This is a genomic window from Ignavibacteriales bacterium, from assembly GCA_015709675.1.
GTDB lineage: Bacteria > Bacteroidota > Ignavibacteria > Ignavibacteriales > Ignavibacteriaceae > H2-BAC3.
Window position 1 is genome coordinate 348,341 of sequence record CP054182.1, and the last position, 16,056, is coordinate 364,396.

Consider the following 16,056-nt stretch of genomic DNA (forward strand, 5'->3'; position numbering starts at 1 on the left):
ATTATTTAAGCATCATCATCTTTCTGACCTGAACAAAACTTCCGCTCTGCAGTTTGTAGAAATACACACCGCTGGAAAGTCTGCTTCCGTCAAATGATATTTCATGTTTACCGGCTTCAAATGCGCCTTCAGCCACGGTAGCGACTTCCGCGCCGAGCTGATCATATATCTTGAGCGATATATCAGATGCAACAGGAAGACCGAATGTAATAACCGTTGATGGGTTAAACGGATTCGGATGATTCTGATAGAGTGCAAATTCACTTACTGAGAAATCAATGGTAAGCGATGTTACCGGCGAATATGCATATCTGCCGTCATAATCAGTCTGCTTCAGGCGGTAAGAAACTGCTCCGCTGAAATTTGATCCTCTGTAGTTATCAGTAAATGAGTAGGTGCTTATTTCGGTAGTGGTACCGTTGCCTGAAACAAATCCGACAGGTGACCATGTACCGTTAATGTTTTTCTGCACTTCAAATCCGCGGTTGTTAAATTCAGTTGCGGTTGACCAGTTAAGAACCACTTTATCTTCAACCACTGAGGCGGTGAAGGAAGTAAGTTCAACCGGAATAACAGGGCTTCCCGTTTTGCGCAGAAGCAGTCCGGCGCTTCCGCCTGAGAGAGCAATGTTTCCGCTCGGTGAAAAACGCACCACATTCAGGTTAAACGCGCCTGCCGGAATTTCATCAAGCGCCCAGGTTAAGCCGCCGTCGGTTGTTTTGAAGAGGCCGGTTGTAGTTGCAGCCCAGGCAAAATCAGTACCGCGCAGAAATTCAAATCCGTGAACGCTGCCAACTGTTGCGTTAACTGCAGTCCAGGTTGTTCCGCCGTTGGTGCTGCGGTTAATCTGATTGGTAACCTGCCAGAATCCTACTAATCCGGTTCCGGCTCCTGATTTAAATGCCATCGAACCGGTGAACTGCGCCGTAGCGGTTGAGAAGGTCCACGGGCCGTCAACACCATTTACTGATTTATATACACGGTTTGCAAGAGTAGCTCCGCTTGCACCTCCGGTACCGAACCAGAGTGTATCTCCGATGCTGTAATAGGAATCATTCGCGCCGAAGACGTTGGTAGCCGGTGCTGCCGGTCTGTTATTGGTAAGCGTCCAGGTAGCGCCGTTATCGGTTGATTTAATAATATGGAAGGTGCCTCCGATCGGGTCACTCTGCGCCCAGAGCACGCCGCTTGGCAGTCTGTCAACAAAGTTGAACCATGCTCCGGAGGTAGTATATACCTGAGTCCAGTTGGTTCCGCCGTTGGTGGTTCTGTATATAGCGCCGTTTCCACTTGACGGACCGGTTGATACCACAGCGGTCTGCGCGTCGATAACTGCTACTGAGTAAGCGCCTTCAGCCGCGAAGCCCGCAGCCGACCAGGTTTCTCCTCCGTTGGTTGATTTCTTCACGTCACCTGATGCTGCTGAAAGCCACACAACGTTTTCATCAACCCAGGAGATTGACCATATATCTCCGCTGGTGCCGGAAGTGACTGACTGCCATCCCTGCGGCGCGCCGATGGTAAATACTCCGTTGCTTTCATCAACTACCGCACCGTTTGATGCATCGGAGATTCTTACTTTACACTGTGTTGATGGTGTGTTGGGAATATTCCATGCATACTGTCCGGTGGCTGCCGGTACTGATGCTGCTACCACGCTCCATGATGTTCCGTTATTGGTTGAGTATTCAATTTTTACGTTGGTAACATTTGAGCTTGACCAGATGATATTCTGGTTTGAAGAGATAGGCCATACTTCTCCGCCGTTCGGCTGATTAACTGCAACCAGCGCTGCAGTGGTTGAGAATGCAAGCTCGCCAACCCATGAGCCCCAGGTATTGGTTGAGGCAACATATTCGGTTAAGAGCCAGACATTTCCTGTTGCCGGATCAACCGATGCACCGTTATAATCACCCCAGCGGTTTCTTGTTCCGCCGAAGGTTTTTACATAGTATCCGTTTCCTGCTTTAAGTGATCTGCTTCCGGTAAGTCCGGCGAATGATGCCGGCTTAGAGGTAAAGAATGCACCTGCATACTGCGTTGTGCCTGAGCGTGTATATGTGATAGCCACATTCCCCTGCGGGTCAACTGCAAGAGCGGGATAAAAATGCCAGTAGGTATCCTGCCCCTGTGCATAATCGCTTACCACAGTGTTATTGGTTACATCAATGGAAAGATAGCGAACTGCTGAATAAAGCCCCCCTGTGCCGCTTCTTACTGAATGCGCAAAGTGGAGTTTGTTGTCACGGAGTATAGGTTCATGACGCAGGTTGCTTCCGCCGGCTTCAAGTACGGTTGAACCGCCGAGCTGTCCCGCGTTATCAGGATCACTGTAAGCCGTAACCGGAACATTCACGGCAGTCATTACCGGATTGGTTGTCGGGTTGGTGATCTTATATACGGTGAAATACGTTCCCGTTACAAAAGGAGAACGAGCTACCAGATAAAAGTCCGATGAGTTGGAATAGGAAAGCACCGGACGCACGCCGAAGCCGACTTCATTTCCGCCCGGATGGCGTATATCCCATATATCCTTCCAGGTTACCTGACCCGGTGTTGCTGCATAAAGATCAGTAAAAGGAATGATTCTTAATTTCTGATAATTATAGGAACCGGCAAAAGAAAACTGATTCGCGGTGATAAAGAGTCCGTCTTTATTGAACCCGACGCCCTGATAATCACCCCAGTTGCCTGATGCAGTTGAGCCGTTAAGCGCTGAGGACATTGCCCAGTTATGCCATACTCCGGTCGGGATGGAGTCATCCGATACGGAGATAAGAAAATGAGCGGTTGAAGTTCCTACGTTAAGCCATACCATCACCCATCTTTTATTGTGGTGATCATAAACCACTTTCGGGTCAAACGGGTCAGCGCCGGGGAGAACGCTGTTATACCAGCTTGATGCTTCGATGGTTTTAAGGATATTACCCTGCTTGTCAAAAATACGGAAGCGGCTGTTTACCACGCCAACAATATGCTGCGGACCAACGGCCAGATACGGATCAGGCGGAATGTAGAAACCCTGATCAGGTATGCCATTAAAATCGCGGACGAGCGAAAAGTCCCCCGTCAGATGGAGACCCAGCCGCGGGTTATAGCCCTGATCTTCGGTATAGTTTGATCCTTCCGGTCCGGATGCAGCCGGCATTCTGGCGTTATCAGGAAGATGGGAGTTGACAAAAAGATTTTTCATTGGTTTTACCGGGAAGTTTCCTTCCGGACCAGCGTCGGTAAAGTTATTGGTGTTAACCACCAGACCGCTGGGGATTGATCCGTTAGCCGGTCCCTGATAGAGCTGTGCATTCAGCAGGGTGCCAAGCAACGTAAAGGCTGCAATAAGTAGCCGCAGGCGCATGGAGTCTCCGTTGTTTATTTGTATGGAAATAGTGAGTGAAAATAGTGAAAAGAATTATGAAATCTGAAATATCAATTATGAAATTTTTAACAGATTTTTTCCCCGGAATATCCTTTTTTTTAATCAACCGTTTGCCGCTTCTACCCCTCCACAGCCCGCGGATTTTATACGTATGCTCCGCATCACTGATGAATACTGATCGGAAATCGTCTCCTGAATTTCTGCGGCAATCTGCGAAATCTGCGGGAAATAACTCTTCGATTAACTTCTTTTACTTTGCGTTAAAAACCCCTGTGGTTTATTGCGAGATTCGGAAGTACTGGTCTTTACAATCTATAGCGGACTAATTATTTGACAATTTAAAGATAATCTCCCCCAAACAGATAAACGGATTATCTTTGTTTTTCCGGGGATCTTTTAAGCTTCTTATTTTCCAAAGCTTTCTTTTTGATTATTTTGGATTTTTGCAGTTTAAAAAATTCACTTAATGCCTTTTCTTCTGATTCGGTTAACTGCACATTACCGCCAATATAATCAACATCAAGTTCAGTTTTCTTTTTCTTTTTATTCCTCATATTCCATCCGGCTTTCTAAAAATATTTGTTAATTAACCTGAGAGCTGCAGCATTATCTATGATCATCAGTCGGCCTCCAAAATGTTTAGCCCCGAGAGTTTCTTCATAATGCCTTATTAATTTCGTCTTTGCAATGAATGCGATATTTCCATCATGTCCTCTTTCAAACGAAAGTTTTGCGGCAAACGCAACCAGATTCCCTGGCACTCCGGCATAAACTTTTTCTTTCCCCTTGTTAAAATAAGCACTTTCAAGCAAATGAATAAAAACATGATCTGATTTCACTTCAACACTTATTAAACCCTGAAAGATTTCCGGATTATTAAAGATTGTCAGTTTATAAACCGCTCTCTCGGGTCTTTTATATTCAGATATCCAGTCAAACACCCATCCGTTTTTGGAGGTAAGCAGTTTTAGTTCGGTTTTCGATACTACTGATACAATCGTAGGGAAAGCATCACCGGTAATTACATTTTCGATAGAATTTGTAAGTTTATCAACAATAAAATCAAGGGCGTATGTTTGCTTCTTTTTCATATCACAAAATTACAAAAAATGGATAAAAGTTTAACTGCTTTCAGAGATGCATCAGCGTGTTTATTATCAGCCGGAAGTTTCACATCGCGAACTTTGCTCAGCTTTTTTTACAATACCGCTTATCGTCTTTGCGCGAACTTAAAACTCCCAATAATTTAAAACTCTGCGTCACACTTCTTTTATACTGCGTTAAATTTTTTCTGTTTACCGTAGCCTGTAACTCCCCTTACTGTCCGCGGATTTTATACGGATGCTCCGCAGCACGGATTAATACGGATCGGAAATCGTTTGATGAATTTCTGCGGCAATCTGCGAAATCTGCGGGAAACAACTCTGCGATACACTTCATTTACTTTGCGTTAAAAATCCCTTTGCGTTCTTGCATCTTTGCGAGTGTTAATTGGCTGTTGCAGGGGAAGACAGATTGTCATCTGTCTGTACGAATTTGAGAAGAACGAAATACATTCTTCACCATTCACAATTCACCATTCACAATTCACAATTCATACTTCATACTTCATAATTCATAATTATATATCATTTCCCCTCAAGCGGCGTACCATTAATCATTACGCTCTCAAGAATACCGGTTCCTGATTTCACCCGGACCTGTGCATAGACCACGGCAGCGGAATCACTCACCGCAGCAAAGTACCGCTGTTCAGCCCGCTCCGCTTTTTCGGCCGGAAGGAAATACTGATCAAACGAATAGCGAATCCGTATCTGCCTCCGCTTTTCAGCATCGGTATATTCATGATCAATAAATGCGGATACATAATCCGCCGTATCCCCCGGCTGATCATAGGTCACCTTTCTGATTGCGGCAAAACCCGCGCTGTCTTCCTCAAGCCACACATAAATGCGTCTGCTCCGGTTCTCCCTGCTGCCGGTCAGGATATCCCAGTGATTTTGCCTGAACTGCAGCTGTATATATGCACCGCGGAACGGATCCGACGGATCAGCCGGCGCAGTGCGGAACTTATATATCTTACCCTCTTCCAGCACACCGTTCCACCGGATAATCAGACCCACCGGGACCAGAAGCTGTGCGGCAATAACAATCACCAGACCAATCAGTAAAATTTTCTTATGCTTCACGGCTGCGCCTCCTTTTAATCATAAGGTAATTCGCTCCGAAGAATGCCGCGCCGGTGATGATAAACATCACTCCGCGGGTGAGGAAACTTAAGTCAAAATCAAAGAACCGCGAAATAATCAGTGCGGCTACTACCACCAGCCCGAAATTAAGCGCTCCCAGGTTATCCTCTTCCAGTCCCCGCCTCACAATACCGACTCCCGCTGTCACAACCATGATATTCACCGCGACAACCGGAATCATATAATCAATCAGCGTGAGCGGATAAAGCAGAAGCAGTATAATCCATGCAGCATCCGCTGTCTGTTCGCCTTTGCCGGGGAGTGATTTTCTTCCGGCATACAGAAGAAAGACCGCGGCGGCAAGCAGCAGTGAGCCGTAAATGATTTCCCCCTGATATATAAGACGGTTTCCGTTTTCATAATCATTCACTATTTCAACCCAGTGGAAATCAAAACTGAACAGGATAAGCATGATGAATATCCCCGCGGTTCCCAGTGTATAAAAACCATTCGCGGCTTTTCTCCCCCTGCTTAACATACCTGAACTTAATCGAAGCACGGTAAACAACAGAAAAATCACCAGAAAAAGCACGGTTCCGTTTGGCTGCCCCACAAGCCCCATCAGTGATATGATAATACTCAGCGGCAAAAACCAGCTGTGGAAAAATGTAAAGAGGGAGGTTTTTTCCTTTGCTTCAAGCATCAGATAATGGGGAATCACTCCGGCAAGCAGCAGCCAGTACCACTGCTCATGCATCGCGGAATAAACTCCGTAGCCGGTTTCCATGGCATACCAGGTAATAGCCGCCGTCTCAAGCAGAGAAAGAGCCGAAGAGCGGAGTATATATATCACCGGGAGCGTCAGCAGAATCCACACAAGCGCAAACTGCCCCGGATCTCCGGCGACATGAAATATCTGGCTGATCAGCGCTATGCATGCACCCACGCTGAAGAAAAGAAATACACTCACCCCTTCACGCCATGCCGCGCTTTCTTTTCTCTTCAGATAAACCCAGACTGCTGTGATCTGGGACAGTATAAGCGGAAGAAACGCAAAAAGCGTTTTAACTCCGCGGCTGAAGTTATCCCAGTTGTGCGCTATTATCAGTATAACGCCAAGCCCGGTAAGAAGCGCGCCCAGCGAAGAGAATGCAATCAGCAGTTTATTCTGCGGCTCATTACCCTGTTTCTGGTAATAGGCTTCAATCTCCTGCTTTTTTCCCTCATCAAGAATTCCCGCGTTAACCAGTTCATCAAGATTAATTTTCATCTGTCTCCTTCTTTTTCCCCAGAGATTCCATTCTCAGGTCATACATCCTTTTTACCAGCGGATGCATTCCTTCCCTGTCCAGATCAAGCAGACGTCTCTTCCCCGTCCTCCGGTCAAGCATGGCAAAAGCACGGATGAGAGGATTGGGGCTGTTAAACGATTCATCAATGCTCTGGTTTATATACTGCAGACAGGAGTCGGCAAGCTCCCATTGAGCGAACTCCCCCTTCTCGGCAGCTTTCCCGGCGGTACGCTCCTCCGGTTTAATTCTTTCATCAAATTCAGGGGAGGAGTGTCCGAAGCGGGCGTGATTATCCGGTGTGGAAAAATTGGCGATCTCCTCTTGATCAATGGTGATCCACCCCCTCACCATAAAGTTGCTCCCCGCGGTATATTTCGTGGTATATATATGCACTCTTCCCTTCACCTCCGGGGCGAAATACTCCTCCATGGTATGTTTGAGTTTACTCCATTTCATATTCCGCTCAGTTCAGCAGGCAGTGCCCGGTTCTTTCCGCCCGGAGTATCTCAGGCAAAAACGCTGTTCTTTTCATCTTCGGTAAGCAGTCTTCCCTCTCCGCGGGGCAGATCACCAAGCTGAAGCCCGCCGAGCTGTATCCGCTGAATCTGGAAAATTCTGAACTGAAACACCGCCAACATCCGGCGTATCAGTTTCACTCTTCCTCCGCCGGTCAGGGTAATCTTCAGGACGAGAGTTTTGCTGCTCTGCTTTTCAAATTCAGCATCATCAAACTTCAGCAGATCCCCCATATCCAGCACTCCCTCCTTCATTTCAGCGAGAGATTCTTCCATAATGTTTCCTTCACCCCGCACCAAATATATCTCCTTGCCTTTATCCTCAACTTCAATCACTTTTGATGACCACTTGGTATCGTTGGTATATAGAAACAACCCTTCGGCATTGGTATCAAGCCGGCCCGCGGGAACCATGTGATGAATTTCAGGAGGAAGGTCTTTGAAAACCGTTTGTCTGGTACGTTCATTTACAAAAAGATGGGTCTGCCCTTTTACCTTATGTGCCATCATATATACATGCTCCGGTACGGCAACAGGGTTATCGTCAATGGTGATAACATCCGATGAAATATCGACCGGATAAAAATGGCTGGAGATTACCTTTCCGTTCACTTTCACCCGCTTCTTATCAATCAGATAGCGCATTTTATTGCGTGAAAGCACCCCAAGCTTGGACAGTGCCCTTTCGAGGGGGACAGTATTTTTTTCGCTTTCCACTGGTTCAGCTCCGTTTTTTGGACAGGACTAAAATACACATTTTCAAACCCAAAAACCGCCTAAAATAAGAGGAAAACAGGGCGATTTTATCGTTTTTTACAGTTTCTGAAGGGCTATTTTCTGCTCTGCGCCAAACTGCGTGATCTGCGGGAAACCTAAAAGAATTATGAAATCTGAAATATGAATTATGAATTTTTTTCGAGTCCCTCCCTTTGCGGCTTAGCGCCAATGCGCTGGGTATGGGTCTTAGAACACGATTTAAGGATGAACAGGATGGACAGGATAAATCATATTCTCCCTCTGCGCCTAAGCGTCTTTGCGCGGGTTTACGGTCTTAGAACACGATTCAAGGATGAACAGGATGGACAGGATTACACATCCCCGCCCCGGAGGGGCGAAATATTAATAACGAATAATACAAACCCACCACCAAAGGCCCATCGGGGCGGCAAAAAAATCCGTGTTAATCCGCGCTGCCCCGCATCCGTTTACAATCCGCGATAAATTAGAAAAGCGGTTTCACTTAATTTAAGGTGTAGTAAAAGTGAATTTTATTCACCATAACAGTTGACATCTCATTAAACTAAGGAAACCGCTCATGAAACTTATAAAAAAACAACTGACCGGCAAAAGTTATTCAGTGGTCAACAAATATGCAGGATACGATAATTATCTTGCCGTTGACTGGTCGCAAAGCACCATGGCAATTGCAATGATAAGAGCACCCTATCAGAACCGTATCCGGGTAACCGAGCACCCAAGCTCTCTGAAGCAGCTTCAGCAACTGCTCAAGAGTCTGTCCGGTAAAACCATTATTGCCTTAGAGGAAAGCTCTCCGGCTCACTGGCTCTTTGTCAATTTGTACGATTACGCTGCAAAAGTGGTTATCTGTGATCCTTATCAGAACCGACTGTTAACCCAGGGGCCAAAGACTGATCCTATTGATGCTCAAAAACTCAGCACCTTGCTTTATAACGGCATGCTCAAGGAAACTTACCATGCAAAGAAAGAAGAATTTGAGTTGCGAAAATATATCAGCGCTTACAGTGATCTGATAAAACGAGGGGTAAGGCTCCAGAATCAGAAAACAGCATTTCTTGGGCAGGACGGACTTTCCCGGAAAACCCGGAATCTTTCTAAAGCAGAGAAAGAAAGTACAAAGTTTATCCTCAACCAACTGGAAGAAGATATTCAGCAGTATGAGAAGCAGAAGAAGGATTTTGAAGTTCTCTTCACCGGGCTGTGTAAGAAAAACAAAACTCTGAAAAACCTGATGAGCATACCTGGTATCGGTATAATTGGTGCAGTAACCATCCTCGGAACGGTTATAGATGTTAAACGCTTCGACAGTGTTGGAAAATTTCTTGCCTACTCCGGATTGGTTACTCACGTTAAACAGAGCGGAGGAAAGACTTACGGGCACAGGAAAGGTCGATACAGCAGAATCCTCAAACAGGCATTTAAGGTTGCTGCTTCAACTTGCATTAACGGTGAGAATGAATTATCGGCTCTTTACAAGGATCTGCTAAAAAGAGGTGTAAGCCAGCACAATGCAAGGAATGCTGTAGCACGGTATGTTGCAAGGGTTACTTTTGGCATTCTCAAAACAGAAAAACCATTTATCAGTAAAAAAACAAAGGTGAAATCCAAGAAGTAAACATATCCAATTAGATACCATTCTGTTTACCGGCAAAGAACATTCTCATGGAGACAGTAAACACGCTTACTAGAGTATTAAGGAAGAGAGCATTCACAATGGCCCGTTGCAAAAGAATAATTTCTTTATAGCACATATCCGCGATTAATCCTCTTCCGGTTTAATTCTGGAATTTATCGTAGCAGCCTGAAACATTGGCATGGCTCAAATAGACGCATAGAAAAACTTATAAAGTAAAAGCGAATAAAGAAAGCAGTTGAAGAACCCATGAACCCAAGGGGGAAACTCTGAGTTGGTACATTTTGGTTGGCATTTTCAAGAACGTGGCTTGTGAAACCCCAAGTCAGAGACTGAATTTTGTAAAATTCTTTACAGGATTACTGTTTTCTCTTGACTTTCTTTTCTATAGACGGGCCAATTTACGGGTACAAAGACATTAACGACTTTAAGGACATGAAGGACTATATATCTGAAGGGTCATTCTTCATTTTTCATTTTTCATTTTTCATTCTTCATTTTTCATTCTTCATTTTTCATTCTTCATTAGTTCCCCCCGTTTTCCGCGAACATCTTTAAGGCATATTTAAGCAATGCTGAGTTACCCGTAATCCCGAGTTTTTTGCAGATGTTGCTCCGGTGATTTTCCACCGTCTTGCGGGCGACAAACATCTCCTGCGCAATCTCCTCGCTGCTCTTTCCCTTGCTTATCAGAAAGAGAATGTTCCTTTCTGCCGGAGTCAGATTCCCCTCCCGTTCGGTTTCCTGCTGGCTTTCGAGCAGCACCTGAGAAACTTCGGGACTTAAGTAAAAGTTATCCTCATACACCGCTTCCACGCATTTCAGTATATCCAGCACCGCGCTTTCTTTAAGTATATATCCTTTTACCCCCAGGTCAAAGACTTTTTTAATCAGCGCGGCTTCCTTAAACATGGTCAGGAAAATAATGCGGGTTTTATGGTGTTCCGAAAGAATAATCTTCGCGGCCTCAAAGCCGTCCATATCGGGCATCTGTATATCTAGAATGGCAATGTCAGGTTTCACACTCCGCACCAGTTCAATTGCCTCGCGGCCGTTATCCGCCTGCCCCGCTACGGTAACACGACCGCTTGCGGTAAGCACCTGGGAAACCGCCTGCCTGATTAGCGGATGATCATCAGCAAGGATTACACGGATTTCTTCTTTCATTTTACCTCAAAAGGGACGGAAATATCAATCACGGTTCCGTTTCCCGGCGATGTGTTAATTAGTATGGCGCCCCTCACAAATTCTGCACGGTTTATAATGCTTCTCAGCCCGAATCCTTCCGATTCTTTCATGGTTTTTTCATAGTCAAATCCTCTGCCGTTATCACGGATAAGGATGTGCACATAATCCTCCCGCTTATGCAGTCCCATATATACATCCAGTGCATCGGAATATTTGATGATGTTGTTAAGTGCTTCCTGATAGATTCTGAACAGATTTACCTCGCTCTCAACTGAAAAAAGTCCGGAGATATCATCTACATCGCAGACGATATTTTTCTGCGAAGCCTGTCTTAGCCGTTCAGCTGTCCCCTTAAGCACCTCAGCAAGGCCAATCCGCTCAATGTGAACGGGCCGCAGATCAAAAGAAATCGCACGCAGAGTATCCAGCACAGTCGAAGCAGTCGCGCTGATTTCGTTAATCTGGGTATAGGCAAAGGAATCAATCTGCTGGTTCTGCAGTGCAAGCAGCGCCCGGTTTTTAATGAGCAGAAGATCCTGCCCGAGTCCGTCATGCAGTTCTCCGGCTATTTTTTTCCGCTCTTCTTCCTGATAGCCGATAAGCTGCCGTGTATATGATTTCTGTTCTGCGATTTTAATTTTATTCTCTTCTTCGATTTTTTGTTCTGTAATATCCTGCACCGTTCCGTACATTTTTATCACCTCCCCGTTTTCATTTTTTCTGATAAACTTTTTTATCCGTATCCAGTGCACCGTGTGATCTGGAATGATTCTGAATTCCATCTCCCTGATATTCAGCAGTTCCTGCCCTGCATCAAGGAATCTCCTCAGTCTGGGAGCATCCTCCTTGTGGCAGAGTGCGGGTATAATCTTCTCAAACGCCTGCATACCCGGTTCAATATATACCCCTCTGAATATCGAGGGGAACTGATCGGAATAGGTCACCGATTTAGCGGCAAAATCCATCTCCCAGTTAGCAAGATGGGCGGTTGCCTGTGCATCCTTCAGGTTTTTTTCACTCTCGGTTAGAATTTTGTTCAGGCTTGAAAGCTCTTCCTGTTTGCGCAGGATTTCAGCGTTGCGGGTATCAAGCTGGGCATTCATTTTTTTAAGCTTTCTGTTCCCCACATATACCACTCCCAGCGCCGCGGCTATAATCAGGGTCAGTGCAGCGAGCAGTTTGTTTAGATTTTTTTCAGCATCCGCAATCTGAGAAAGCCGCTCACTTTCGGTTTTTAAGTATTTGTTTTCAAGTTCTTTTCTTTCTGATTCATATTTAACCCTCATTTCGCTTATCTGGCTGTTAATCTGCTCAAGATACAGGCTTTCCATTACCAGAATCATCAGCTGCATATATACCGTTGATTTGCGGTGATCGCCCATAAGCCGGTACACCCGGGCAGTATTTTCAAACCCGTTCCTCAGAAGAGTTTTAAACCTCCCCTCTTTACTAAGCGCAACCGACCTCTGAAACACCCTGAGCGCCTGCTGATAGCTCCCCTCCCGAACCATCCGGGCCCCCTGGTTATTCAGCAGGAGCACCAGAAGCCAGTTGTCTCCTGATTTTTCAGCCGACTTTACCGCAAGATCGTATCTGCCCGCCAAATTATACGAAGAAGCAAGTGCCGAATGATAATCTTTATTCTGAGGATGTTCCATGACCAGTCGTTCCTGCATCGCGGTCGCTTTTTGCAGGTATTCAGCACGCTCATCAGCTGATTTGCCGTTTATAGCGGAAATATAATAATAATAAGAAAGCAGAAAATTATCAGATGAATTTTTAAGAACGCTGCCTGCCTCCGAATAATAATCGGTTGCAGGATCAATATCGGCAAAGTAATGTACGCGCCCCAGTTTCAGTTTTACAAACGCCGCCATAAGTGAGTCTTGCCCCTTTTCATAGAGCCGGAGAGCAGTAAAATAATAGCTGAGTGCCCTGTTATAATCGGAGGAGCGGAAATAAATATCCCCGATTCTGATGTTTGCCCAGGCTTTTACCGCGTAATCAGTATCGGCCGCTCTGTGTATTTCATCAGAATACTCTAAAACTTTTTCGCTGTACTCCCTGCCAAGGGTGGAGAACTCACTCTTGATTATTCTCCTGATCTTTTCTGTCTGAGTAAAAGGATCATAGAGCTCAAGACTGTCCAGCGAAGACTGTGCGATCAGTGAGACCGAAAGCACGAAAAAGACGAATACGAATTTGTTATGTATGGTAATTATACTTACTCCTGATTTCATGCTCCATGAATTATGGAGCTGAAATCTAAGCAGTTTCCCGCAAATTTTTTGTGATTTCTGCTTTTCCGGTTAACCCGGTTATCCGTTCCACAATTATTTGAGCAAATTCATTTTTATTACCCTGCTGCTTTTGCCTGCAGTCAGACGGCTGAAATAAATCCCCGCCGGAAGATTATCTCCGCTGAAATCATAAGAATATGAACCGGCAGCAAGCTCTCCTTCTTCAAGAAGAGCAGCTCTTTCACCCGAGAGGGTAAATACCTCAAGCTTAACCTGATTCCCTTCAGCAAGTTCAAATGAAATGCGGGTCGAAGGGTTAAACGGATTCGGATAATTCTGACGGAGTGTGAACGAAGATACACCCTCTGCATCCTCGTTCAGTCCCGTCGTCCCCTGAACGGTAATACTGCCGTTCTGCGGGGTAAATGTTACCTGCTGATTACTTCCGTTGCGAAGATCAAGCAGGACAAAATTCAGCGGTGAAGTACCTTCCTGAAGTGCCTTAAATCTGATTTCAAACAGCCCCCCGCTTCCGGCTGCTGTTCCTGTGCCGAGGATCGCCTCGTCAACCTGAACAACTCCGTTTGCGGAGTCCGCTTTCGAAAAAAAGAAGGTGGAAAAAGGTCCGCTCAGGAATTCCATCTTTTTGATCGAAATACAGCGGAGCATCTCCGTCTGATAAGAAACCTTTACGGAATAAACCTTCAGCTCTGCCGCATTACTTACGAGTATTCTCACCGCCGCCGTATCACCAACTGAAACCACCGCGGGCGAGGCAGATACCGTAATCTGCTGAGCTGTCAATGAAGAAGTAAACAGCAACAGAGCCGAAAGAAAAATCCAGGAAAAAAGCTTTTTAGATATATTCATGTCTCGCTGAAATTTTTGCGGAGAGAACCAGTGTGTGTCCTCTCCGCTTTAACTGCAATATTATTTAATAAACATCATTTTTCTTACTGAGGTAAAACCGCCGGCGGTAATTTTGTACATATATACACCGCTGGTCAGTTCTGATGCGTCAAAGTTTCTGGTGTGAACTCCGGCATCAAGCATCTCATTGTTCACCAGAACAGCTACTTCTTTACCCAGACTGTTATATACCTGAAGCGTTACCTGTGAAGCTGAAGGAAGCGCGAAAGAGATAACGGTTGACGGGTTGAACGGATTCGGGTAGTTCTGTGAAAGTTCATACGCATCAGGAGTGATGCTGAGCGCTGAGCTGCCCTTCATCAGAACAGGGATATCCTGGTTAAAGCTGTTTCTTGCGATTACTGCTTCAAGTTCAAGTGATGACTTGTTCTCAAATACCAGATATGCAACAATTCCCTCAGCGGAGATTGCCTTTTTATCAGCACCGATTACCGCTGCGTCAATCTGTACCAGATCACCTTCCTGACGGAAGATTACAAAGCCGTTTTCATTATTCAGTCCGCCTGCTTTTTCAACTCCTTTGAGTGTCATTCCGGTTCTGAAGCTGAAGGAAAGTCCGCGCACATCTTCAACACTTCCTGAGAGATAGACAGGAACACGTACCGTACTTCCAACGATTTCTTCACCGAGAGTAACGTTAATCGGATTAACTTTAACCTTCGGCAGTTCGTTGCCGGCTGATTTACCATAACCAACGGAGAAGATAATCAGGTCTTCAAAGTTGATGTTACCGTCAGCGGTCGGTAAAGCAAAGTAGTTACCGGATGCATTGGTAGGACCAACGTCAAACTTTGATTTATAAAGAGTGCTAACCTGAGCGTGATTGCTCCAGTATGCAGATGCAAATAAACTGAGGTCGTTAATGTTGATAAGACCGTCACCGGTTGTTTCAACTGATGCACTTGCAAAGTCACCGAGATAGAATTTTACATCTGCTGCAAAATCTTCGGTTTCAACTTCTACCTGCTCATTGTTAGTAACATCATACTGACGGAAGTCGAGTGAATCAATGGTGATTTCCATGTGACCCGGCTTCAGCATGGTAAAGATCAGGCGTGCAAGATATTTGCCTGAACCCGGAGTTACGTTAATAGCTGAAGAGATATTTGAAGCATTAACTTTCAGTCTTCCTGCACCGGTTGCCTGGGTATAGAAGATACCGCTTTCAAAAAGGTTGTTGTCACCTGCTGAAGCTGTAAGAGTTGCTTTGGTTGCATCAAAATTAACAACAAAACTGGAAGCTACCAGACCATCATCACCGGTTGGCACTACATAAAGAGTGCATTTAGGGGCATTGTAGGTCCAGTCAGGGCTGGTTGGAGTCCAGCTGAATGGTGAAGTGATCGGCGAACCGAAGCCAACTTTTGGATATGCAATGTTCGCATCAACATCTGAACTGTTTTCAGTAAGATATACACCTGTTGCACTTGAAGCAAAAGTTCCTCCGCTCACAGTCAGTGTATAGTTTGCTGTACCAAACATGGGGGCAGATACCACGACTATATAGTATCTTGCAGGATTTAGGGCCATAACAAACGGATTACTTGCATTACCATCTCCGTCTCTCTGATAACCGACTGATCCGCAGTTAGCATCTGTATGGGAGAAAACTTCAAAAAAAGTTCCCGTAGCCGCAATGGTTACTGTACCGGATGTACCAGGCGCAATATACCAGTAGTCGTACCCATCAACAAACTCTTCGACAGAACCGCTGTAAACAGTATTGGCATCTATAAATTTAATGCCCGCCTGACCGCAACTATTGTTAGGTTCGGTTTCTGTTACCTGTCCGAAAAGGTTGTTTGTGCCGAGCAGCATGAACCCGCAAAGCAGAAGAAAAGAAAGTTTTTTCATTGTGTCCTTTATTTTGTTGTTTTTAATTCTGTCCTGCTGGCCTTTTACCGGTTTGCCCTCCGGCTGACAGAGTTCAGCAG

Annotated in this window: 12 protein-coding genes; 1 reads left to right on the forward strand and 11 read right to left on the reverse strand. The window is 45.4% G+C overall.

Annotation, left to right across the window (positions count from 1 at the left end):
• Window position 1: 1 nt before the first annotated feature.
• From HRU80_01140 to HRU80_01170, 7 genes are all read right to left on the reverse strand, one after another.
• Window positions 2-3,355: a T9SS type A sorting domain-containing protein gene (locus HRU80_01140; GenBank protein ID QOJ27541.1), complete on the reverse strand. Its 3,354-nt coding sequence runs from the start codon at window positions 3,353-3,355 to the stop codon at window positions 2-4.
• 392 nt (window positions 3,356-3,747) lie between these two features.
• A complete protein-coding gene (locus HRU80_01145) occupies window positions 3,748-3,930 on the reverse strand; it encodes a hypothetical protein (protein QOJ27542.1) in 183 nt (60 codons plus the stop codon).
• Between the two features lie 15 nt (window positions 3,931-3,945).
• Complete coding sequence (locus HRU80_01150) at window positions 3,946-4,467, reverse strand: hypothetical protein (GenBank protein ID QOJ27543.1); 522 nt, start codon at window positions 4,465-4,467, stop codon at window positions 3,946-3,948.
• Between the two features lie 537 nt (window positions 4,468-5,004).
• Window positions 5,005-5,565 (reverse strand): GDYXXLXY domain-containing protein, encoded by a 561-nt coding sequence (locus HRU80_01155; GenBank protein ID QOJ27544.1) that lies wholly within the window; start codon window positions 5,563-5,565, stop codon window positions 5,005-5,007.
• Complete coding sequence (locus HRU80_01160) at window positions 5,555-6,835, reverse strand: DUF2157 domain-containing protein (GenBank protein QOJ27545.1); 1,281 nt, start codon at window positions 6,833-6,835, stop codon at window positions 5,555-5,557. Before HRU80_01160 ends, HRU80_01155 begins: the two co-directional genes overlap by 11 nt.
• Entirely contained in the window at window positions 6,825-7,313 is a 489-nt protein-coding gene (locus tag HRU80_01165) for a hypothetical protein (protein ID QOJ27546.1), read from the reverse strand. Before HRU80_01165 ends, HRU80_01160 begins: the two co-directional genes overlap by 11 nt.
• 50 nt (window positions 7,314-7,363) lie before the next feature.
• Entirely contained in the window at window positions 7,364-8,089 is a 726-nt protein-coding gene (locus tag HRU80_01170) for an rRNA pseudouridine synthase (protein QOJ27547.1), read from the reverse strand.
• 598 nt (window positions 8,090-8,687) lie between these two features.
• Between HRU80_01170 and HRU80_01175 the strand changes: the two genes are divergently transcribed.
• On the forward strand, window positions 8,688-9,746 hold the full coding sequence (locus tag HRU80_01175) for an IS110 family transposase (GenBank protein QOJ27548.1): 1,059 nt from the start codon (window positions 8,688-8,690) through the stop codon (window positions 9,744-9,746).
• 543 nt (window positions 9,747-10,289) lie between these two features.
• On the opposite strand, the gene HRU80_01180 is transcribed toward HRU80_01175, so the two are convergent.
• The 4 genes from HRU80_01180 to HRU80_01195 all read right to left on the reverse strand — a co-directional run bounded on the left by HRU80_01180 (window position 10,290) and on the right by HRU80_01195 (window position 15,976).
• On the reverse strand, window positions 10,290-10,931 hold the full coding sequence (locus HRU80_01180; GenBank protein QOJ27549.1) for a response regulator transcription factor: 642 nt from the start codon (window positions 10,929-10,931) through the stop codon (window positions 10,290-10,292).
• Complete coding sequence (locus HRU80_01185) at window positions 10,928-13,192, reverse strand: hypothetical protein (protein QOJ27550.1); 2,265 nt, start codon at window positions 13,190-13,192, stop codon at window positions 10,928-10,930. The genes HRU80_01180 and HRU80_01185 overlap by 4 nt, the downstream gene beginning before the upstream one ends.
• A 93-nt stretch (window positions 13,193-13,285) precedes the next feature.
• Window positions 13,286-14,062 carry a T9SS type A sorting domain-containing protein gene (locus HRU80_01190; protein ID QOJ27551.1) on the reverse strand — a complete coding sequence of 259 codons (777 nt, stop codon included), beginning with the start codon at window positions 14,060-14,062 and terminating at the stop codon, window positions 13,286-13,288.
• Between the two features lie 60 nt (window positions 14,063-14,122).
• Window positions 14,123-15,976: a T9SS type A sorting domain-containing protein gene (locus HRU80_01195; protein QOJ27552.1), complete on the reverse strand. Its 1,854-nt coding sequence runs from the start codon at window positions 15,974-15,976 to the stop codon at window positions 14,123-14,125.
• Window positions 15,977-16,056: the final 80 nt, after the last annotated feature.